This is a genomic window from Caulobacter sp. FW305-C-30-S16 (assembly GCF_058783025.1).
On sequence record NZ_JBYSYH010000001.1, the window covers coordinates 1,215,526 to 1,235,329 of the forward strand.

A 19,804-nucleotide genomic window follows, 5' to 3' on the forward strand; every position below is an offset into this window, starting at 1 on the left:
TCGGGGCGCCGGCTCAGCTACAGGAGCCTCTCATGACCACCCCGTTCACCTCTGACGCCGAGATCACGGCCATCGGCGAGGGTATTGTCGGCCTGACCTTGCCCAAGCCGGCCTGGACGCACGCGGCGCATTTCGCGGCGGCCGTCTGGCTGATCGCCGGGCAGTCGGCGATCGATCCCGAGCGCGACATGCCCGGCCTTATCCGCGCCTACAACACCGCCACCGGGGTGCCGAATACGGACACCGGGGGCTATCACGAAACCATCACCCTGGCCTCGCTGCGGGCGACGCGGGTGTTCCTCGCCAGCCTGCCGGAAGGGACGCCGCTGTTCGCCGCCTGCAACGCGCTGCTGGCGACAGACCTCGGCAAGCGGGACTGGCTGCTGGCCTACTGGACGCGGGAGCGCCTGTTTTCGGCAGAGGCGCGGCGCGGATGGGTCGAGCCGGACCTGAAGGCGCTGCCGTTCTGATCCGGGGACATGTACCGAAGGTACGTGTCCCCCAATCGAGCGGCGGGTTTAGGGGACACGTACCTTCGGTACATGTCCCCTCGCTACCGCGTGATCCGCGCGAACCGCCAAGTCATCGCCAGCGCCGCGACGGCCAGACCGACGGCAAGGCCGATCCAGATGCCCAGCCCCTGCATCTTCATGCCGATGCCGAGCAGGATGCAGACCGGAGCCCCGACCAGCCAGTAGCTGACGCCGGCGAGGATCATCGGCACACGGGCGTCCTTCAGCCCGCGCAGCGCCTGGGCGCCGACCACCTGCAGGGCGTCGAACACCTGGAACGCCGCGGCGATCAGCAGGAACTGCGCGCCCAGGACGATCACCTGGTCATCGCCGGCCCGACCGCTGCCGAGGTACAGCGACGCGATCTCCTTGCCGAACAGCACCATGAACACGGCCACCACGCTGATGAAGCCGACCGACAGCACCATCGCCGTGACGCCCGCCCGGCGTGCGCCGGCCATGTCGTCGCGGCCGGCGGCCAGCCCGACCCGCACGGTCGAGGCCATGCCGATGCCCAGCGGCACCATGAAGGTGATCGAGGCGAAGTTCAGCGCGATCTGGTGCGCGGCCACCGCGACGGCGCCGAACGTCCCCATGACCAGGGTCATGGTGTTGAACAGCATAGCCTCGAAGATCATCGTCATGCTGATCGGCACGCCCAGCCGGATGAGCTCGCGCACCCGCACCGGCACCGGGCGGTGCGCGCGGCGGAAGATGCGGTAGATCCGCAGGCTCGGCGTCAGCCAGATCACCACCACCATGGCGCTGAACTGGAAGATGCTCGAGATCGCCGTGGCCAGGCCCGAGCCCAGCAGGCCGAGCCTGGGCAGGCCGAGCGCGCCGAAGATCAGTCCGTAACCGAGCACGCCGTTGACGACGATCGCCGCCAGCATCACCCACAGCGCCGCGACGGGCTTGCCGAGCGCGGCGGTGAAGCTGCGCAGGGCCTGGTAGCCGAGCGCGAACGGCAGGCCGATGGCCAGCATCGAGACGAACAGGCCGGCGCCGGCCGCCAGGTCCGGGTCCTGTCCCAGGTGCGACAGGATCCAGCGGGCGTTGAGCATGATCAGCATCAGCGGCAGGGCCGCCAGCATGGTCACCCACAGGCCCATCCGCACGGTCGCCCGCACATGGCGCCGGTCGCCCGGCTGTGCGCCGAGGATCTGCGCCACGACGGGGGCCACGGCCATGCCGGGCCCGCTGCCGATCAGCCAGGCGAAATAGAACACGGTGTTGCCGATCGCCGCTGCGGCCAGCGCTTCGCGGCTCAGCCTGCCGAGCAGGACCACGTCGGTGGTCATGATCGCCATCTGCGCCAGCTGCGAGCCGGCCATCGGCGCGGCCAGGATCAGCAGCGCGCGGGCTTCAGCCAGCCAGGGCGTTCTTCGCAGGGCGGGGTGTTCAAGGGTCATGTCGGTCACGGTCGGAGACTTTCAGAGTAAGCCCGAACCCGAACGAAACTGGATGACGGATACAAAAAATCCCTCCAGAGCGATCGGGCTCGGGAGGGACGGGGCGCTGGATCTGGTGTGATCTAGGCGGCGTAATCCTCGCGAGCAGACGCGGTGCAACCCGCGCCTTTGGGCGCGGAGGAGGCCGGTCGAAGGGTCATGGGAACGAATTTCCGCATGGATCCTGGCTCGCGATTCGACAGGCCCCATGCCCGTCAGGTGGCTACTCGTTACCCGCGTAACGATGTCGCGTCAAATCCGGGTCAGCTTCCGCTCCCGCCGCCGACAAGTCGACCGATGGCTTCGAGGTAGGCGATGAAGGCCTGCCGCCCGGCCTCGGTCATCCGCACGCGGGTCAGCGGCTTGAGGTTGAGGAAGCTCTTGTCGATGGTCACGTAGCCGGCCTCCTGCAGCTTGCGCAGATGGATCGACAGGTTGCCCTGGGTGGCCTCCAGGGCGTTCTTCAGTTCGGTGAAGTCGGCCACCTCGGCGTCCGCGAGATAGGCCATCACGCCCAGTCGCAGACGCCCGTGGATGACGTCGTCGATGCCGCCGATATCGAACCGGGCCATGATCGCCTCAGGCCGGCTTGCGCATCATGATCAGGCCGGGGCCGACCATCAGCACCGTAAGGGAAACGGCGGCGACCAGGGCGTAGGTCAGGGGGGCCGCGATCAGCAGTCCCATGCCGATGGCGGCGGCGAACCAGCCGGCGGCGGTCACCGCCATCCAGAGTTCCTTGCGCAGACTGTAGGCGGTCAGCCAGCCGCAGCCCTGCAGCGCGTAGACCACCGCGCCGTAGAACAGCCAGGTGCTCCAGCTCTGCTCGCGGAGGGCCGCCGGGGCGAAGATCGCCACCATCACCGCATTGGTCCAGCCGATCGAGGAAAAGACGGCGGAAAAGGCCTTGGCCGTCGATCCCGTCGGTTTGCTGCGGCTGCGCGTCAGCACCCAGGCGGTGATCGCCAGAAAGACCACGGTCGGCCCGACCATCAGAGCGAGTCCGCCCAGCGGGGGGAGCACCAGCAGGCCGGCCGCCTGGCTCCAGTGGCCCATGACCTGGCCGCCATAGAGCAGGCCGCCGGTGACGAACAGGATCCCCGTCGTGCGCTGGTTCCCGCCCGTCTCGACGATGCCGCGAAGATAGGCGAGATCCTCGCTGGCGGATTGAACCGGATTTCCCATGATCTGAATGTCCCTGCTGGGCCGCGCGATGCGGACCGACCTCGCCGTCTACCGGCGACGGAGCGAACATACAGAACAAGTTTGTTTTGTAAACTAGTCTTCTGGCGGTTTGCAGGCAGACGGCTGGCAGGCGCCCGCCATCCGGGCGCAGCCTTCCTCGCCCGGCGCGGGCAACAGAAGGCCCCGTCCCGCGTTTGGAGCGGCAGGACATCACAGGGAGAGCATCATGATCCGCAAGGCCAAGGCTGTCTGGCAAGGAACCGGTCGCGACGGGAGCGGAGCGCTGACCACCGGTTCGGGCGTGCTGTCCTCGAGCCCCTACGGCTTCAAGACCCGCTTCGAGGACGCGCCCGGAACCAACCCGGAAGAGCTCATCGCCGCCGCCCACGCCGGTTGCTTCACCATGGCCCTGGCCTTCCAGCTGCAGACGGCCGGCTTCACGCCGGACGAACTGACCACGGAGGCGGCAATCTCGCTCGACTCGAAGGACGGCGGCTTCACGATCACGAAGTCCGCCCTGACCCTGACAGCGAAGGTCCCGGGCCTCGACCAGGCCAAGTTCGACGAACTGGCAGGCGTGGCGGAAAAGAACTGCCCGGTGTCGAAGCTGCTGAACGCCGAGATCACCCTCGACGCGACGCTGCTCTGACCCCTCAGAGCCGGCGCGGGATGACCACGGGCAGGTGCTCGTAGCCCTTCACGAAGGACGAGGCCACGCGCGTCGGTTCGCCGGTCACCTGGATGTCGGGGAAGCGTTTGAGGATCTCTTCCCAGATCACCCGCAGCTGCAGTTCGGCCAGGCGGTTGCCGACACAGCGGTGGATGCCGAACCCGAACGACAGGTGCTGTCGTGGCCGTTCGCGGTCGATGATGTAGGCGTTGGGGTTCTCGATAACCTCGTCATCGCGGTTGCCCGAGACGTACCACATCAGGACCTTGTCGCCCTTTTTGATCTTCTGGCCGTTCAGCTCGACGTCCTGCAGCGCGCGGCGGCGCATGTAGGCCAGCGGCGTCTGCCAGCGGATGGTTTCGGACACCATCGAGGGGATCAGGTCCGGATTGGCCTTCAGCTTGGCGTACTGGTCCTGGTTCTGGTTCAGCGCCAGGATGCTGCCGCTGATGGTGTTGCGGGTGGTGTCGTTGCCGCCGACGATCAGCAGGATCAGGTTCCCGAGGTATTCCATGCGGTCCATGTTGCGGGTGGACTCGCCGTGGCAGAGCATCGAGATCAGGTCGCCCCGGGGCGGTTCGTTGACGCGCTCGTTCCACAGCCGCGTGAAGTACTCGACGCATTCGAACAGCGCCGCCCGGCGATGCTCCTCGCCCTTGTAGAACGGGCTGAACTTGCTGGCGGTGGCCGTGTCCGACCAGTAGGTCAGCTTGCGCCTGTCCTCCCACGGGAAGTCGAACAGCGTCGCCAGGGTCATGGTGGTCAGTTCCATCGAAACCTTGTCGACCCAGTCGATCTCCTCGCCGATCGGCAGGTCGTCGAGGATCTTCGCCGCCCGCTCGCGGATCACCGGCTCCATCAGCTGCAGGTTCATCGGCGAGACGGCCGGGCTGACGGTCTTGCGCTGCACGTCGTGCTTGGGCGGGTCCATGGCGATGAACATCGGCAGCCGGAAGTCTTCCGACCCCTCAGCCAGGGTGATGCCGCCCTCGGACGAGAACACCTGGTGGTTGGTGTCGACGGCCATGATGTCGTTGTACTTGGTCACCGACCAGTAGGGCCCGAACTCGTGCTCGGCCTGGTAGTGCACGGGCGCTTCCTTCCGGAGGCGCTCGAAGTAGGGCCACATGGTGTCGGTCTGGAACAGCAGCGGGTCGGCGACCTTGATCTCCGACAGGGGCATGCTCCAGGCGCGTTCGCGGGCATCCTGGCTCAAATCCACCGCACCATCGCTCATGACCGTTCCTCCGTCCGTTTTGGCTACTTTGACCCCTCTCCGGGAGAAGGGCCAGAGCCTCGACGACCCAAAAGGGGGAACGTCAGCCGACGAACTCGACCGCCACGCCGGGTTTCACCGCCGCGGCGAGCTGTTCGGCGTCCCAGTTGGTCAGGCGGATGCAGCCATGACTGAAGGTCTTGCCGATGGACTTGGGCTCGTCCGAGCCGTGAATGCCGAAGGTGTCCTCCGACAGGTCGATCCACACTGAGCCGACGGGGCTGTTCGGCCCTGCCGGAACGGTCAACTTCTTCCTGGACGTGCCGTAGGTCAGGCGCTTCGGATCGAACGTGTAGGTCGGGTTCGGCGCCACGGCGCGCACGGTCATGGCCCCCGTCGGCGCGGGCCGCTCCTCGCTGCCGATGCTGGCGGGATAGAAGGCCAGCAGTCGGCCGTCGGCGGCATAGGCCTTAACCGCCCGCTCCGCCTTGTCGACGACGATCCTCGTGACCGGCGCGGCCAGCGCGATCTCCCGCACGGCCGGGACCACGATCACCGCGCCGGCCTTCGTCAGGTCGACGCCGGGGTTCAGCGTCGCCAGAACCGCCGGCGTCGTGTGGAAGCGCTCCGACAGCAGTTCGGCCGGGCCCGAGAAGGACAGCTTCGCCAGCTTGCTCTTGCCCTCCAGGTCAGTGGGCATGTTGGCGACGAACGGCCCCGCGACGTCTGCGGCGGTGACCGTGTAGTCGGACAGGGCCGGCGCGGCGTCGGCGCCGGTCAGCCGGGCGAACACCTCCCCATCCAGCAGCCCGTCGACGGGCAGGCCCTGCGCGGTCTCGTAGGCGGCGATAGCCTGACGCACGTTCTCGCCGGAGAGGCCGTCGATCACGCCGGGCGAGAAGTCGGCCCGGTCGAGCAGCACCTGGGCGCGCATGACGGCCGCGTCGGGGATGGTCGAGGCCGCTACCGGCGCGGCCGGCGGCGGGGTGAAGACGGCGGCGTCGATGCGGGTGCGGCTCAGCGGCGGCGCGGTGATCACCGCCGCCGGGACATCCTGGCCAGCCTTGGGGTCGGAGCGGTCGCCACAGGCGGCGAGAACGAGCAGAAGGGCGGTGCAAAGCGGTGCGCGGGTCACGGGTCGTCTCCAGGTGCAGGAGACCTAAGCGCGCGTCGCGCCCCGCTGTTCCGGCGGCGACCATTCCCAGTGCCAGGGTTCGAAGACGTAATTCACAAAGCCGTAGCGGTGGGCGTTGCGCACGAGCCAGCGGTAGGTCGGGGTTTGCGACTGCGCCAGGCGGTTGGAATTCTCGGTGGAATCCACGCGGCCGCCCGGCGCGGCGCCGACGATGATGTCGACCGCCAGACCGGTGCGATGGGCCGAGCAGGGCGCCCGGGTGACGTTGTCACATCCGCCGCGCAGCAGGCAGGTCACATCATTCTCCACCGGGCTGCGGTAGGCGGAGAAAATCAGCAGGGCCTGGCGGTCGCGAGCGATGGCCGGGTCGGCCGCCCGGGCGTCCGCGACCATCCGGCGATAGGCGGAGAGGGCGTCGGCCCGCATCTGCATCGGCTTCTGGCCCCAGACCTCCTCGGGACGGGCTGCGATCAGCGCCTCCGCCGGCGGGGCGGGCGGACAGCCGCCGGACCGCTGCAGGATCACGAACGGCCGCAGCAGGTGCCAGCGTACCTTCATCAGGCTGAACGTGTCCTGGTCCATCACGCCCGTCGGCGGACGACCGTGCGCACGCTGCCAGCCGGCCAGGGCGTTGGCGAAGCCGGGGCTCTCATAGGGGCAGTTCGAGGCGATCTCGACGGCGATACGCGGGGCGTAGGTGCGCCAGCCTGTCTCCGTCGGGCCGTAGGGGATCCAGGTCAGGGCGTCGATGTCGGTGGCGTTGCGGCCGGCGGCCGCCGCAAAGGTCGGCGCCTCGTCGCAACTCTCGGCCGGCGGCGCGCCCCAGACTGGCGCCACACTGACCGGCAGGGGCTCGAAGGCCGGCGCCTCAGGCGCTGAGCCCGCCGCCGCGACGACCTGCGATGACGGACGCGGTGCGAACCAGGCGACGCCGAGCATCACCACCGCCCACGCCACAACCGCCCAGAAAATCACCTTCATACCGACACCCTGCGCCCCATCCGTCCGGGAGGGAACGCGCGAGAGAGGGTTCGGGGACCGAGGGTCTGTCAACTGTCCCGCTTGCACGGGCAGGCGAAGGAAACGGCAGCTAGCCCCGCGCCACGTAGGCGTCCCGCAGTTCGCGCTTGAGCACCTTGCCGATGTGGCTGCGCGGCAAAACGTCGATCAGCACCACGTCGGACACCCGCTGGGTCTTGCCGACCATGCTGTTGGTGAAGGCCTTGAGCTCGTCCGGCGTTGCGACGGCGCCGTCCTTGAGCGCCACGAACGCCACCGGCGTCTCGCCCCAGGCGTCGGACGGAGCGGCGATCACCGCCACCTCGGCCACGGCCTCGTGCTGGGCCATCACCGCTTCCAGGTCGCTCGGATAGACGTTGAAGCCGCCCGAGATGATCATGTCCTTGCGGCGATCCATCAGGGTCAGGAAACCGTCCTCGTCGAGCCGGCCGACGTCGCCGGTGCGGATGTAGACATCGCCGGTCGCCGGATCGACCCACTGGGCCTCGGCGGTCTTGCCCGGCTGGTTGTGGTAGCCGTTCATCGTCGCCGGGGAGCGGCCGATGATCTCGCCCACCTCGTTGGGGCCGACCTCGTTGCCCTCTTCATCGATCAGCTTGATCACCGCGCCCGGGCTGGCCTGGCCGACGGTGTGCAGCTTGTCCGGATGCAGGTGGCCCTGCAGCATGAAGCCGCCGCCGCCCTCGGTCATGCCGTAGTATTCGATCAGCCCGCCGGGCCAGCGTTCCAGCGCCTGCTTCTTCAGCTCCGCCGCGAACGGCGCGCTGGTGGCGAACTTCATCACGAAGCTCGAGAGGTCGTAGTTGTCGAAGTCGGGGTGCTCCAGCAGCCGGCGGTACTGCACCGGCACCAGCATGGCGTGGGTCACGCGGTGCTTCTGCGCGGCCGTCAGCCACTTCACGACATCGAACTTGGCCAGCATGACCAGCGTTCCGCCGCCCGCCAGGGTCGGGAAGAAGCAGACCAGCGTGGTGTTGGAATAGAGCGGCGTCGAGATGAACCCCACGGCGTCGGGTCCGTAACCGATGCCGTCCTCGCGCGGAGCCAGGTGGCGCCAGCGCATGCCGTGGCTCTGGACGATGCCCTTGGGCGTGCCCGTCGTGCCCGACGAATAGATGATGTTGAACGGGTCCTTCCGGCCGATTTCGACCGGCGAAGGCGAGGCGCCCACGGGCGGCAGCCAGTCGTAGAAGGCCTGGCCGACGTCGGATCCGTCGAGCGCGATCTGGCGGGTCTTCACGCCCTTGAGCGCGGCACCCATTTCGGCCGCGACGCCTTTGTCGAGGAAGAACAGGTTCGCGCCGGAGTCGTTGACCATCGCGACGATCTGATCGGGCGTGGAGGACGGCGCGATCGGCGCCACAGCCGCCCCGGCCCTCAGGCCGCCGAGGAACAGGGCCGCGTATTCGATCGAAGTCGTCGCGCAGACCGACACCGCCTGGGTGTGCGCCACCCCGTCCCGCTGCAGTCCGGCCGCGATGCGCTCTACCAGGGCGTCCAACTCGCCCCAGGTGATCGACCGGTCGTCCTGGATCAGGGCGAGCTTGGCCGGATGCGCGGCCGCGTTGTTGCGGATCAGGTCCGGGAGAAGGCCGAAGTCGTCGGCGATCATCTGGGCGAGGGTGGGCATGGCAAACTCCGCATACGTCTCCTTCTCCCCTCGCGGGAGAAGGTGTCGGGCGAAGCCCGACGGATGAGGGGGCTCGCGGACGGGTCCGCGACCCGCCTCACGGAGCGGACAAGGCGGTGCAACCCCTCATCCGACCCGCTACGCGGGCCACCTTCTCCCGCAAGGGGAGAAGGCAGCCGGCGCGGTTACTTCAGGTCCTTGAAGCCCTTGCCCTCGGCGACCAGCTTTTCGAGCAGGGCCGACGGCTTGAAGAAGTCGCCCATCTCGTTCTGGTACTGCTTCAGGCGCTCGAGCACCTTGGGCAGGCCGACGAGGTCGGCGTAGTGCATCGGGCCGCCGCGATAGACGGGCCAGCCGTAGCCGTTGATCCAGACGATATCGATGTCCGACGCGCGGATCGCCTTGCCCTCTTCGAGGATCTTGGCGCCCTCGTTGATCATCGGGAAGATCGTCCGCTCGAGGATTTCCTCGTCGCTGATGTCCCGCTGGTTCAGGCCCTGCTTGGCGGCGAAGCCCTTGATGATCTCTTCGGTGACCGGCGAGGGGATCGCGTTGCGGTTCTCGTCGTAGTCGTAGTAGCCGGCGCCGGTCTTCTGGCCGCGGCGATCAAGCTCGCAGAGCTGGTCGCGGATGGTCTCGCCCTTCGAAGCGTCCTTGTTCCAGCCGATATCCAGGCCGGCCAGGTCGCTCATGGCGAACGGACCCATCGGGAAGCCGAAGTCGTAGAGCACGCGATCGACGTCCCAGGGCATGGCGCCTTCCATCACCAGGCGCTGGGCCTGGTTCTGGCGCTGGAACAGCATGCGGTTGCCGACGAAGCCGGGGCAGACCCCGACCAGCACCGCGACCTTGCCGATCTTCTTGGCCAGCTTCATCGAGGTGGCGATGACCTCGTTGGAGCTGTGGTCGGTGCGGACGACTTCCAGCAGGCGCATGACATTGGCCGGCGAGAAGAAGTGCAGGCCGATGACCGCTTCCGGGCGCTTCACCGCCGTGGCGATCTCGTCGATGTTCAGCGCCGAGGTGTTGGAGGCCAGGATCGCGCCCTGTTTGACGATGGCGTCCAGCTTGCCGAACACCTCCTTCTTGACGGCCATGTTCTCGAAGATGGCCTCGATCACCAGGTCGCTGTCGGCCAGGGCTTCCAGTTCCAGGGTGCCGGTCAGCAGGCCCATGCGCTGCTCGACCTGCTCCATGGTCAGGCGGCCGCGCTTGGCGGTGTTCTCGTAGTTCTTGCGGATCACGCCCAGACCGCGGTCGAGGGCTTCCTGCTTGGTCTCGACGATCGTCACCGGGATGCCGACGTTGAGGAAGTTCATGGCGATGCCGCCGCCCATGGTGCCGGCGCCGATGATGCCGACCTTCTTCACCGGGATCTCGGCGGTGTCGTCGGGCACGTCGGGGATCTTGTTGGCCAGGCGTTCGGCGAAGAACACATAGCGCTGGGCGGCCGACTGGGCGCCGGTCATCAGGCCCATGAACAGGGTCCGTTCGACCTTCAGGCCTTCCTCGAAGGGCAGCAGCGAGGCCTCGACGCACTTGATGTTGGCTTCCGGGGCGTCAAAGCCGCGGAACTTGCGGGCGTTGGCCTTGCGGAAGGCGGCGAACACTTCCGGCGAGCCGCCGGCCACGTCGCGATCGCGGACCTTCTTCAGCGGCATCTTCTCGTCGAGCACCTTGCGGGCGAAGGCGACGGCGCCCTCGAGCAGCTTGCCCTCCTCGGCCATGGCGTCGACCAGGCCCATGGCCAGGCATTCCTTGGCCGGCACGTGCGCGCCGCTGGTCATCATCTCCAGCGCCTTCTCGGCGCCGACGATGCGCGGCAGGCGCTGGGTGCCGCCGGCGCCCGGCAGCAGGCCGAGGTTCACTTCCGGCAGGCCGCACTTGGCCGACGGAACGGCGACGCGATAGTGCGCCGTCAGCGCCACTTCCAGGCCGCCGCCGAGCGCCGTGCCGTGGATCGCGGCGACGACCGCCTTGGGGCTGTTTTCCATCATGTTCTGGACGTCGAACAGGCTGGCGCCCTTCGAGGCGCCGCCGAACTCGCTGATGTCGGCGCCGGCGATGAAGGTGCGCCCCGCGCAGATCAACACGATGGCCTTCACCGAGTCGTCGGCGATGGCGGCCTTGAAGCCTTCGAACAGCCCGTCGCGGACGTTCGCCGACAGGGCGTTCACCGGCGGCGAGTTCAGCGTGATGATGGCGATGTCGCCATCCTGGGTCAGTTCGGTGACGGAATTTATTGCGGCCATGACGCCTCACCCCTATCGTTCATTGAAACGCTTGTTTGAGCGCAAACTGCCGAGCCGGACCGCCAGAGTCCAGCGCACAACTTTGGGAGATGTCCGATGGATCTCGATTTCCTGCCCGAGCACGCCGAATTCCGTAAGGAAGTCCGCGACTGGATCGAAGCCAACTACCCGGCTGAGACCCGCCGCAAGCAGGAGGCCGGCGAGCACCTCGGCAAGGAAGACATCCTCGCCTGGCACCGTACCCTGCACAAGAAGGGGTGGCTGACGCCGTCCTGGCCTGTGGAATACGGCGGCACGGGCTGGGACTCGGTCCGCAAATACATCTTCAGCGAAGAGCTCGCCCGCGCCCAGACCAGCCAGACCAGCTTCGGCCTCGGGATGATCGGGCCGGTGCTCTACACCTTCGCCACGCCCGAGCAGAAAGAGAAGTTCCTGCCCGGCACGATGAACGGCGACATCTGGTGGTGCCAGGGCTACTCCGAGCCGGGCGCCGGCTCTGACCTCGCGGGCCTCTCGACCCGCGCCGTGCGCGACGGCGACCACTACATCGTCAACGGCCAGAAGACCTGGACCACGCAAGGCCACTTCGCCGACTGGGGCTTCTTCCTCGTCCGCACCGATCCGGACGCCAAGAAGCAGGAGGGCATCTCCTTCCTGCTGATCGACATGAAGAGCCCGGGCATCACCGTGCGTCCGATCATCACCATCGAGGGCGGCCATGAGGTCAACGACGTCTTCCTCGACAACGTCCGCGTCCCCGTCGCCAACCTGATCGGCGAGGAGAACAAGGGCTGGACGGTCGCCAAGTACCTGCTCGGCCACGAGCGCACCGGCATCGCCGGCGTCGCCCGCTCCAAGCGCGGCATCGAGCGCCTGCGCGAGCTGGCCACGGCCGAGCTGGCCGACGACGCCCAGCCGCTGATCCGCGACAGCGACTTCCGCCGCAAGGTGGCCGAGCTGGAGGTCGATCTGGCCGCGCTGGAATACACCGAGCTGCGCAGCCTGGCCTCGGAGAGCAAGGGCAAGGGCCCCGGCCCGGAAGCCTCGCTGCTGAAGGTCAAGGGCACCGAGGTCGGTCAGCGCCTGACCGAACTGACGCTGGAAGCGGCCGCCCACTACGGCGCGCCCTACGCCCGCGGCATGGAGGGCGGCAACGCCCTGCCGGTCGGCCCCGACTACGCCGGCAAGGCCGCCCCGACCTACTTCAACATGCGCAAGACCTCGATCTTCGGCGGCTCCAACGAGATCCAGCGCAACATCATCGCGAAAGCGGTGCTGGGGCTTTAATCCTCCCCATCGGGGGAGGTGGCTCGCCTTCGGCGAGCCGGAGGGGGTCCGCTCAGATCCAGGGTGACCCCCTCAGTCAGGCCTACGGCCTGACAGCTCCCCCGAGAGGGGAGCATCGCGGAACACCCGCCGAACAAAACTCAACCCCTAGCGGTCGGGCGATGTTCCAACGCTACCCCTTCGGGTTGGTGATTCGTTCTTTTCGAGCCGGCCGGCTCAGCCGAACAGGCTCCTGAACCAGCCCGCAAGGGCGTCCCAGATCCCGGCCAGCCAGGCCACAACGCCGCCGCCCGTCGCCGTCCGCTCGGGCACGAACCAGCTGGGCGCAGCCGGCGGCGCGCAGTTCATGCGCATGCCGGCGCCCTTCAGGTAGCCGCGGCGGATCTTGCCGGCGCTGATGGCCTCGGCCACGCGCCGGTCCCGGCGTTCAGCGCCCGAGAGCTTGCGCACCCAGCCACGGAACGGAAGGACGCTGCGGGTCTCGTCCTCGACCGCGCCGACAACGGCGTCGCCGGCCGCCTGCTTGAGCTTCTGGCCCCGTGTCCGCGTGTCGGGCGGCGGCGGCTCGTCCAGGTCCGGCCCCAGCGCCGCGTCCAGCCGGCCGACCTCGCCGGCGATGGCCTCGCAGGTCTTGAGACCGTCCATGGCGTAGGGCCCGGCGACCGCACGCTTCAGAACGTCGGGAATGTTCGTGTGCTTCAGGTTCAGGTCGTCGAGCGGGGCGGTGACGGCGTCGCGCAGGTTCGGCCGCGACTGGGTTTCGCCCCGATCCCGGCGCGGGTCAGGCCGCTCGCCGTCCTGCGCCATTGCGGGCCCGGCAACCAGGAGGCTCAGGGCTGTGATCAGGCTCAGGCGGCGCATGTGAGGGTCATAGTCGATTCAGCCCGGCGGCGGAATTGTGGCCCGGTGTCGCGACCGACGAGAGCGCCTTCCCCTGCCGCATTCGATCCGCCTAAAGTCCCCTCGAGACCGGGCTGACCCGGCGCAGGAGGAACGATGCCGGGAACAACTCGCCGCTGGGTGCTTGCGCGCCATATCCAGGGCGCGCCGTCGCCGGACGACTTCACGCTCGAGGCGGCGCCGCTGGGCGAGCTCGCGGACGGCCGGTTCCTGTCGCGCGTCATCCTCGGCTCCGTTGACCCCGGCACTCGTTCGCGCCTGTCCGGCGGCGACAGCTACGCCGGGGCGATGAAGATCGGCGAGGGCATCGACGGCTTCTGCGTGGCCGAAGTCATCGAGAGCAAGAACCCCAACTATGCGGTCGGCGACCTGATCGCGGCGGGCGGCGGCTGGCGCGAGCATTTCGTGTCGGACGGACGGGGCTTCATCCAGAAGATCACCGACCGCCGCGTGCCGCTCGGCTGCTGGATCGGCATTCTCGGCGTGCCCGGCCTGACCGCCTGGTTCGGCATGAACCGGGTGGCCCAGGCGAAGGAAGGCGAGACCCTGCTGGTCACCTCGGCCGCCGGGCCGGTCGGCGCCACCGCCGGCCAGATCGGCAAGAAGCTCGGCATGCGCGTCGTCGGCGTCGCCGGCGGACCGAAGAAATGCGCCTGGCTGAAGGACGAGGCCGGCTTCGACGCGGTCATCGACTACAAGGCCGAGAGTGACCTCACCGCGGCAATCCGCGCGGCCTGTCCCGAGGGCGTCGACGTCCTGTTCGACAACGTCGGCAACGAGATGGTCGACCGCGTCCTGCCGCTGATGAAGCTGCGCGGCCGCGTCGTCGTTTCCGGTCAGGTGGCCGACTACAATGTGCCGGTCGAGCAGCGGTATGGCCTGAAGCACACGGACGTCTTCATCACCCACCGCGTCCGCATGGAGGGCCTGGTGGTGTTCGACGACATCCGCCAGTTCGCCGCCGCCCAGGCCCAGATGGCCGACTGGATCGCCGACGGCTCGCTGAAGTTCGCCATCGAGGAGTTCGACGGACTCGAGCGCGCGGCCGAGGCCTTCTGCGGCCTGTTCCGCGGCGAGAACTTCGGTCGCCGGCTCGTGCGCGTCTCCGGGGACCCTGCCTGATGAAGTTCGAGGACTACCAGCGCTTCACCTTCCGCCGCGACGGCCGGATCCTGATCTGCGCCTTCAGCGGCAACGCCGTGAACGCCGTCGACGCCCGCATGCACGATGAGCTGGCCGAGCTGTTCGTCGACCTGCAGCACGATGACGACAGCGACCTGATCGTCCTGACCGGCGAGAACCGGGCCTTCTGCGCGGGCGGCGACTTCGACTGGTTCGACGAGCAGATCAACGATCCCAGGAAGTTCCGGGCCATCGCCTATGACGCCAAGCGGATCGTCAGCGGTCTGCTGGATCTGGAAAAGCCGATCATCGCCCGCCTGAACGGCGCGGCGGCGGGCCTCGGTGCGACCATCGCCCTGCTGTGCGACGTGATCATCGCCGACGAGGCGGCGAAGATCGGTGATCCGCACGTGAAGGTCGGGCTGGTCGCCGGCGACGGCGGGGCGATCATCTGGCCCCAGCTGATCGGCTTCGCCCGCGCCAAGGAGCTGCTGATGACCGGCGACCTGCTGTCGGCGACCGAAGCGGCGGCCATGGGCCTGATCAACTACGCCGTCCCGACGGGCGAGCTCGACGCCAAGGTCGCCGAGATCGCCGGCAAGATCCTCGGCAACCCCCGCTGGGCGGTGCGCTGGACCAAGATGACGGCCAACATCACCCTCAAGCAGATCATGGTCAGCACCAGCGACGCGGCGGTGGCCTATGAGTCCCTCTCCAACATGACCGCCGACCGCAAGGAGGCCGTCGCGGCTTTCCGCGAGCGCCGTCCGATGAACCTGACGGGGGAATAGGATGGGGCTGGCAGGTTGCGTCCTTCGAGACGCTCGCCGGGGGCTCGCTCCTCAGGATGACGCAAAGGGGTGGGCTGCAAAGGCGCCCGTCATGGTGAGGAGCGAGCCTCAAGCGAGCGTCTCAAACCACGCAGGGTCTCACCGCGCATGACCCTCCCCGCCGAACCCCAACACGTCACGGCCCTCCGCGCCATCCTCCAGCGGTTCATCGCGGAGAAGGCTCCGCGCGAGCAGCGCCGCGAATGGGACCGCAGCCACACCTTCCCGCGCGACCTGTTCCGCGAGCTGGCGGACCTCGGCCTCTGCGGCCTGACGGTGCCGGAGGAATACGGCGGCACGGGCCCGGACATCCTGGGCGCGGTCGCCGCCATCGAGGAACTGTGCCGGGCGGGATCATTCCTCGCCGGACCCTTCATCCAGTGCGCCTTCTACGGCGGCATGAACATCCTCGAGAACGGGTCCCCGGACCAGAAGGCGGAGCTGCTGCCGAAGCTGGCCCGGGGCGAGCTGTTCTTCGCCTACGGCCTGTCCGAGCCCGATGTCGGAGGCGACCTGTCGCAGGTGACCACCCGCGCCCGGCGCGAGGGCGACGAGATCGTCATCAACGGCGCCAAGCGGTGGTGCACCGGCGCGGACTTCAGCGACTACATCTACTGTCTGGTCCGCAGCGACCCGGAGGCGCCCGCTCGCGGCGGCCTCAGCTTCGTGCTGATCCCGACCAACGCCCCGGGCGTGACGATCACGCCCATCGACCATGTGAACCTGCGCTACACCCTGTCGTCGGACGTCCATTTCGACGAGGTGCGTCTGCCGTTGTCGGCCATTGTCGGCGGGCCGGAGCGCTGGAACCAGGGCTGGAAGATGCTGGCCGGGCGGGCCCTCGACATCGAGAAGCTGGAGATCAGCGCCTGCGCCTTCGGCATCGCCCAGGCGGCGCTGGAGGAGGCCTGGGCCTACGCCGGCGAGCGGGTGCAGTTCGGCAAGCCGATCAGCGGCCACCAGGCCGTGCGCCACGCGCTGGTCGACGCGAAGACGAAGCTGGAGGCCTGCCGCCTGATGCTGTGGAACGCCGCGCGCCTCGCCGACGCCGGCGAGCCCTGCGCCGTCGAGACCAGCATGGCCAAGCTGTTCATCGCCGAGAACGGCGTCGAGATCGCCCTGACCTGCCAGCGGGTGATGGGCGCCTACGCGATGTCGGCGGACTACGATATCGAGCGCAACGTGCGCGACCTGCTGGGCATGCCGATCGTCGGCGGGTCCTCGAACATGCAGCGAAACAATCTCGCGGCCCTGTGGAGACTGCCCGGATGACCTTCAACGCCGTCGCGGTCGCCAGTTCGTTCGCCGAGGAAATCCACCGCCGCGCGCCGGAGATCGAGAGCGTCCGGCGGTTGCCCGCGGACCTGGCGAAGAAGATGGCCCAGGCCGGTCTGTTCCGCATGGTTCTGCCGGCCAACCTCGGCGGCCATGACACGCCGCCTGCGCAGATCGCGCTGGCGCTCGAGACCCTGGCCCAGGCCGACGCCTCGGCCGCCTGGTGCGTGATGATCGGCGCGACCACAGCGGCCATGGCCAACCGGCTCCCGGCGGGCCTGGCGCGGGAGGTGTTCGCGTCGCCGGAGGTGATCACTGCCGGCGTCTTCGCCCCGATGGGCAAGGCCGTGGACGACGGTGACCACTGGGTGGTCAGCGGTCGCTGGCAGTGGGGCAGCGGCTCGCAGAACGCCTCCTGGATCGCCGGCGGCGCGATCCTGATGGGCCCCGACGGCCCGCAACTCGATGAGCACGGACAGCCCTTGCACCGGATGATGCTCTTCCCGGCCGCCGAGGTTGAACTGATCGACACCTGGCGCACGGCGGGCCTCTGCGGCACGGGCAGCCTTGATTTCCAGGTCAAGGACGTCCGGGTGCCGAAGGCGCGCAGCGTGGCGCTGCACTCTGACCCGGTGACCGTCAACACGCCGCTGGCCCGCTTCCCGATCTTCTGCCTGCTGGCCATGGGGGTGGCCGGCGTCGCGCTGGGCAACGCCCGCGGCGCGCTGCTCGCCGCCGGCGCGGCCGCCCAGACGAAGAAGGCGGCCGGTTCCCAACGGACCATGGCCGAGCGCAACGTGGTCCAGGCCGACTTCGCTCGCGCCGTGGCGAAGCTGTCCGCCGCCCGCGCCCACTATTTCGAGACCATCGGCGTCCTCTGGACGGCCGTGCAGTCGGGCGAGGCGGGCCTGGAGCCACGCAATCGCCTGCGCCTCGCCTGCGCCCACGCCGCCGAGACCGCCGCCGACGTCAGCAAGGTCGCCTACGACATGATGGGCGGCTCGGCGGTCTATCTGGAGAATGACCTGCAGCGCCGGTTCCGCGACGCCAACGTCATCACCCACCATGCGATGGTGTCGCCCGCGATGTACGAGCTGACCGGCCGCGTCCTGCTGGGCCTGCCGACCCGCGCCGACCAGCTCTGATCGCGGGGACATGTACCGCAGGTACGTGTCCCCTGATCCGGATTCACCGATGGCTCGATTGGGGGACACCTACCGAAGCCGGTACATGTCCCCTCGCTGACGCAACCGGTTAACCCGACCCGCGTTTGGTCAACGTATCGGGGGTGGGCGCTCGCGAGAGCGTCGGCCATCCGGTCTCCGCTCTTCCAGACGACAACGGAGCGCAGACCATGAAGACCAAGACCATCGCCCTCAGCCTGGCCAGCGTGCTGGCCCTGAGCGCCGGAGCCGCCCTTGCCCAGTCGCAGATCCCGACATGGGAACAGTACGAGGCGCAGCAACGCGACTATCAGCGTCAGCAAGGCGCCTATGAGCAGCAGCAGGACGCCTACCAGGACCGCCAGGCGGCCTACGCCGATCAACGGCAGGCCTATGAGGCCAAGCGACAGCAGTACCTGCGCGACCGCGACGCCTACGACCGTCGCTACGGCGTCGGGGCGTACGAACGCCAGTACGGCGCCTGGCGCTGGGAGCCCTCGGCCTATCAGACCCGCTACCCGCCGGCCGCCGGCTACTACGGCCGCGACGCTTCCGCGAGCGTCAACATGGACCGTTACCGCAGCACTTCCTGCGAACAGCGCCGCAGCGGCAACACCGCCGCGGGCCTGATCATCGGCGCCCTGGCCGGCGCGGCGATCGGCTCGAACGTGGCCGCCACCGACGTCCAGACCGAAGGCGCGGTGCTCGGCGCCGTCGTCGGCGGCACGATCGGCGCCGGCATCGGCCGTGATACCGCCCGCTGCGACAGCCGTGGCTACTGGTACAGCAAGGGCGAGACGATCCCGTACCGCGAGGCCCGCTACTACCGTGATCGTCGTGAGCGCAGCGGCCAGTACGACTACAACCGCTACGCCCGCCGCGGCTGCCGCCTGGCGTCCGCGCCGGCCGAATACGGCGGCCGGATGGAATACCGCTACGTCCGCGTCTGCCCCGACCGTCAGGGCCGCTATCGCATTACGGGCTAACTGGAAGCGGGGACATGTACCGAAGGTCCGTGTCCCCAAATCCAGATTCTGCGATGGCTCGATTGGGGGACACGGACCTGCGGTACATGTCCCCTATGTCGCGTACGCGTCGATCGCCGCCAGATGCCGCGCCACCCGTTCCTCATCGAGGAACGAGCCGGTGAAGCTGTTCTTCGCCAGGGTCACGATCTCGTCGCGGGAGAGGTCCAGCGCCCGGGCGGTCTGGATGAAGTTCTCGCCGATGTAGCCGCCGAAATAGGCAGGGTCGTCGCTGTTGCAGGTCGCCTTCAGGCCCAGATCCAGCATCCGCTTCATCGGATGGTCCTTCAGATCGTTCACCACGCAGAGCTTCAGGTTCGACAGCGGGCAGACCGTCAGGGTCGTCTCCGATGCGACCAGCCGCTTGACCAGCGCCTCGTCTTCCAGCGCGCGGTTGCCGTGGTCGATGCGGTCGACCTTGAGCAGGTCCAGAGCCTCCCAGACGTATTCGGGCGGGCCTTCCTCGCCGGCGTGCGCGCTCAGCGTCAGGCCACGCTCCTTCGCCGCCTTGAACACCTTCTGGAACTTCGACGGCGGATGTCCGACCTCGGACGAGTCCAGCCCGACCCCGACCAGCCGGTCCAGCCACGGCTCGGCGGCCTTGAGCGTGGCCATGGCCGAGTCCTCGTCGAGGTGCCGCAGGAAACACATGATCAGCCCGGAAGAGATGCCCAGCTCGGTCTCCGCCGTCTTCATCCCGGCCAGCAGGCCGTCGATCGCGAAGGAGAAGGGCAGGCCGCGATCCGTATGCGTCTGCGGATCGAAGAAGAGCTCCGCATGCACCCCGCCGTCGGCATGCAGCCGGCGGAAATAGGCCATCGCCATGTCGTGGAAGTCCTGCTCGTTCTGCAGCACCCCGGCGCCCTGATAGTAGATGTCGAGGAAGTCCTGCAGGTTCGAGAAGGCGTAGGCGGCGCGGACCTCCTCGACGGAGTTGAACGGCATGTCGATGCCGTTGCGTCGGCCGAACTCGAACATCTGCTCCGGCTCGAGGCTGCCCTCGATATGGAGGTGAAGCTCGGCCTTGGGCAGGCCGCGGATGAAGTCGTCCAGGGTGTCGGTCATGGGCCCAATCTCGGGGTTGCAGGCCCCTGAGGTCAAGGCGCCGGAGGTGTCGGCCAGCCGACGAAC

18 protein-coding genes are annotated in these 19,804 nt (G+C 68.3%); 8 read left to right on the forward strand and 10 right to left on the reverse strand.

Translation table 11 applies throughout. From position 1 onward, the window contains the following. The first annotated feature begins 32 nt into the window (after window positions 1-32). Window positions 33-470 (forward strand): hypothetical protein, encoded by a 438-nt coding sequence (locus tag AC3WJT_RS06040; protein WP_492342167.1) that lies wholly within the window; start codon window positions 33-35, stop codon window positions 468-470. 83 nt (window positions 471-553) lie between these two features. Here the strand turns inward: AC3WJT_RS06040 and AC3WJT_RS06045 are convergent, their stop codons facing one another. The 3 genes from AC3WJT_RS06045 to AC3WJT_RS06055 form a co-directional block, all read right to left on the reverse strand. Beyond that, window positions 554-1,924: an MATE family efflux transporter gene (locus tag AC3WJT_RS06045; protein WP_492342376.1), complete on the reverse strand. Its 1,371-nt coding sequence runs from the start codon at window positions 1,922-1,924 to the stop codon at window positions 554-556. Window positions 1,925-2,226: 302 nt separating this feature from the next. Continuing rightward, a complete protein-coding gene (locus tag AC3WJT_RS06050) occupies window positions 2,227-2,538 on the reverse strand; it encodes a winged helix-turn-helix domain-containing protein (protein WP_492342377.1) in 312 nt (103 codons plus the stop codon). A 4-nt stretch (window positions 2,539-2,542) separates the two neighbouring features. Continuing rightward, complete coding sequence (locus AC3WJT_RS06055; RefSeq protein WP_492342168.1) at window positions 2,543-3,148, reverse strand: hypothetical protein; 606 nt, start codon at window positions 3,146-3,148, stop codon at window positions 2,543-2,545. A gap of 226 nt (window positions 3,149-3,374) precedes the next feature. Between AC3WJT_RS06055 and AC3WJT_RS06060 the strand changes: the two genes are divergently transcribed. Beyond that, complete coding sequence (locus AC3WJT_RS06060) at window positions 3,375-3,797, forward strand: OsmC family protein (RefSeq protein WP_492342169.1); 423 nt, start codon at window positions 3,375-3,377, stop codon at window positions 3,795-3,797. 4 nt (window positions 3,798-3,801) lie between these two features. Here the strand turns inward: AC3WJT_RS06060 and AC3WJT_RS06065 are convergent, their stop codons facing one another. The 5 genes from AC3WJT_RS06065 to AC3WJT_RS06085 all read right to left on the reverse strand — a co-directional run bounded on the left by AC3WJT_RS06065 (window position 3,802) and on the right by AC3WJT_RS06085 (window position 11,071). Continuing rightward, the gene (locus AC3WJT_RS06065) at window positions 3,802-5,055 is read right to left on the reverse strand and encodes a cytochrome P450 (protein ID WP_492342170.1); all 1,254 of its coding nucleotides are present in this window, start codon (window positions 5,053-5,055) and stop codon (window positions 3,802-3,804) included. An 82-nt stretch (window positions 5,056-5,137) separates the two neighbouring features. Continuing rightward, window positions 5,138-6,169: a L,D-transpeptidase family protein gene (locus tag AC3WJT_RS06070; protein WP_492342171.1), complete on the reverse strand. Its 1,032-nt coding sequence runs from the start codon at window positions 6,167-6,169 to the stop codon at window positions 5,138-5,140. A gap of 24 nt (window positions 6,170-6,193) precedes the next feature. After that, window positions 6,194-7,150 (reverse strand): M15 family metallopeptidase, encoded by a 957-nt coding sequence (locus AC3WJT_RS06075; RefSeq protein WP_492342172.1) that lies wholly within the window; start codon window positions 7,148-7,150, stop codon window positions 6,194-6,196. Between the two features lie 109 nt (window positions 7,151-7,259). Continuing rightward, window positions 7,260-8,819, reverse strand: coding sequence for a class I adenylate-forming enzyme family protein (locus AC3WJT_RS06080; RefSeq protein WP_492342173.1), 1,560 nt, complete (start codon window positions 8,817-8,819; stop codon window positions 7,260-7,262). 185 nt (window positions 8,820-9,004) lie between these two features. Next, window positions 9,005-11,071 (reverse strand): 3-hydroxyacyl-CoA dehydrogenase NAD-binding domain-containing protein, encoded by a 2,067-nt coding sequence (locus AC3WJT_RS06085; protein WP_492342174.1) that lies wholly within the window; start codon window positions 11,069-11,071, stop codon window positions 9,005-9,007. 96 nt (window positions 11,072-11,167) lie between these two features. Between AC3WJT_RS06085 and AC3WJT_RS06090 the strand changes: the two genes are divergently transcribed. Next, on the forward strand, window positions 11,168-12,358 hold the full coding sequence (locus AC3WJT_RS06090; protein WP_492342175.1) for an acyl-CoA dehydrogenase family protein: 1,191 nt from the start codon (window positions 11,168-11,170) through the stop codon (window positions 12,356-12,358). 216 nt (window positions 12,359-12,574) lie between these two features. Here the strand turns inward: AC3WJT_RS06090 and AC3WJT_RS06095 are convergent, their stop codons facing one another. Next, window positions 12,575-13,219 (reverse strand): hypothetical protein, encoded by a 645-nt coding sequence (locus AC3WJT_RS06095; RefSeq protein ID WP_492342176.1) that lies wholly within the window; start codon window positions 13,217-13,219, stop codon window positions 12,575-12,577. A 135-nt stretch (window positions 13,220-13,354) separates the two neighbouring features. On the opposite strand from AC3WJT_RS06095, the gene AC3WJT_RS06100 reads away from it, so the two are divergent. The 5 genes from AC3WJT_RS06100 (at window position 13,355) to AC3WJT_RS06120 (ending at window position 18,634) form a co-directional block, all read left to right on the forward strand. Beyond that, window positions 13,355-14,380, forward strand: coding sequence for an NADP-dependent oxidoreductase (locus AC3WJT_RS06100; RefSeq protein ID WP_492342177.1), 1,026 nt, complete (start codon window positions 13,355-13,357; stop codon window positions 14,378-14,380). Continuing rightward, window positions 14,380-15,171: an enoyl-CoA hydratase/isomerase family protein gene (locus AC3WJT_RS06105; protein ID WP_492342178.1), complete on the forward strand. Its 792-nt coding sequence runs from the start codon at window positions 14,380-14,382 to the stop codon at window positions 15,169-15,171. The genes AC3WJT_RS06100 and AC3WJT_RS06105 overlap by 1 nt, the downstream gene beginning before the upstream one ends. 147 nt (window positions 15,172-15,318) lie before the next feature. Further along, a complete protein-coding gene (locus AC3WJT_RS06110) occupies window positions 15,319-16,482 on the forward strand; it encodes an acyl-CoA dehydrogenase family protein (protein WP_492342179.1) in 1,164 nt (387 codons plus the stop codon). Further along, window positions 16,479-17,630 (forward strand): acyl-CoA dehydrogenase family protein, encoded by a 1,152-nt coding sequence (locus tag AC3WJT_RS06115; RefSeq protein ID WP_492342180.1) that lies wholly within the window; start codon window positions 16,479-16,481, stop codon window positions 17,628-17,630. Before AC3WJT_RS06110 ends, AC3WJT_RS06115 begins: the two co-directional genes overlap by 4 nt. 209 nt (window positions 17,631-17,839) lie before the next feature. Next, the gene (locus tag AC3WJT_RS06120) at window positions 17,840-18,634 is read left to right on the forward strand and encodes a YMGG-like glycine zipper-containing protein (protein WP_492342181.1); all 795 of its coding nucleotides are present in this window, start codon (window positions 17,840-17,842) and stop codon (window positions 18,632-18,634) included. Window positions 18,635-18,727: 93 nt separating this feature from the next. Here the strand turns inward: AC3WJT_RS06120 and AC3WJT_RS06125 are convergent, their stop codons facing one another. Next, window positions 18,728-19,738, reverse strand: coding sequence for an adenosine deaminase (locus AC3WJT_RS06125; RefSeq protein WP_492342182.1), 1,011 nt, complete (start codon window positions 19,736-19,738; stop codon window positions 18,728-18,730). Between the last annotated feature and the right edge of the window lie 66 nt (window positions 19,739-19,804).

Bases quoted from the DNA above. Each gene is read 5' to 3' on its own strand.
- AC3WJT_RS06040 (WP_492342167.1), top strand. From the start codon at position 33: ATGACCACCCCGTTCACCTCTGACGCCGAGATCACGGCCATCGGCGAG.
- AC3WJT_RS06100 (WP_492342177.1), top strand. From the start codon at position 13,355: ATGCCGGGAACAACTCGCCGCTGGGTGCTTGCGCGCCATATCCAGGGC.
- AC3WJT_RS06105 (WP_492342178.1), top strand. From the start codon at position 14,380: ATGAAGTTCGAGGACTACCAGCGCTTCACCTTCCGCCGCGACGGCCGG.
- AC3WJT_RS06125 (WP_492342182.1), bottom strand. From the start codon at position 19,738: ATGACCGACACCCTGGACGACTTCATCCGCGGCCTGCCCAAGGCCGAG.
- AC3WJT_RS06115 (WP_492342180.1), top strand. From the start codon at position 16,479: ATGACCTTCAACGCCGTCGCGGTCGCCAGTTCGTTCGCCGAGGAAATC.
- AC3WJT_RS06085 (WP_492342174.1), bottom strand. From the start codon at position 11,071: ATGGCCGCAATAAATTCCGTCACCGAACTGACCCAGGATGGCGACATC.
- AC3WJT_RS06080 (WP_492342173.1), bottom strand. From the start codon at position 8,819: ATGCCCACCCTCGCCCAGATGATCGCCGACGACTTCGGCCTTCTCCCG.
- AC3WJT_RS06095 (WP_492342176.1), bottom strand. From the start codon at position 13,219: ATGCGCCGCCTGAGCCTGATCACAGCCCTGAGCCTCCTGGTTGCCGGG.
- AC3WJT_RS06045 (WP_492342376.1), bottom strand. From the start codon at position 1,924: ATGACCCTTGAACACCCCGCCCTGCGAAGAACGCCCTGGCTGGCTGAA.
- AC3WJT_RS06110 (WP_492342179.1), top strand. From the start codon at position 15,319: ATGACCCTCCCCGCCGAACCCCAACACGTCACGGCCCTCCGCGCCATC.
- AC3WJT_RS06075 (WP_492342172.1), bottom strand. From the start codon at position 7,150: ATGAAGGTGATTTTCTGGGCGGTTGTGGCGTGGGCGGTGGTGATGCTC.
- AC3WJT_RS06090 (WP_492342175.1), top strand. From the start codon at position 11,168: ATGGATCTCGATTTCCTGCCCGAGCACGCCGAATTCCGTAAGGAAGTC.
- AC3WJT_RS06120 (WP_492342181.1), top strand. From the start codon at position 17,840: ATGAAGACCAAGACCATCGCCCTCAGCCTGGCCAGCGTGCTGGCCCTG.
- AC3WJT_RS06065 (WP_492342170.1), bottom strand. From the start codon at position 5,055: ATGAGCGATGGTGCGGTGGATTTGAGCCAGGATGCCCGCGAACGCGCC.
- AC3WJT_RS06055 (WP_492342168.1), bottom strand. From the start codon at position 3,148: ATGGGAAATCCGGTTCAATCCGCCAGCGAGGATCTCGCCTATCTTCGC.
- AC3WJT_RS06060 (WP_492342169.1), top strand. From the start codon at position 3,375: ATGATCCGCAAGGCCAAGGCTGTCTGGCAAGGAACCGGTCGCGACGGG.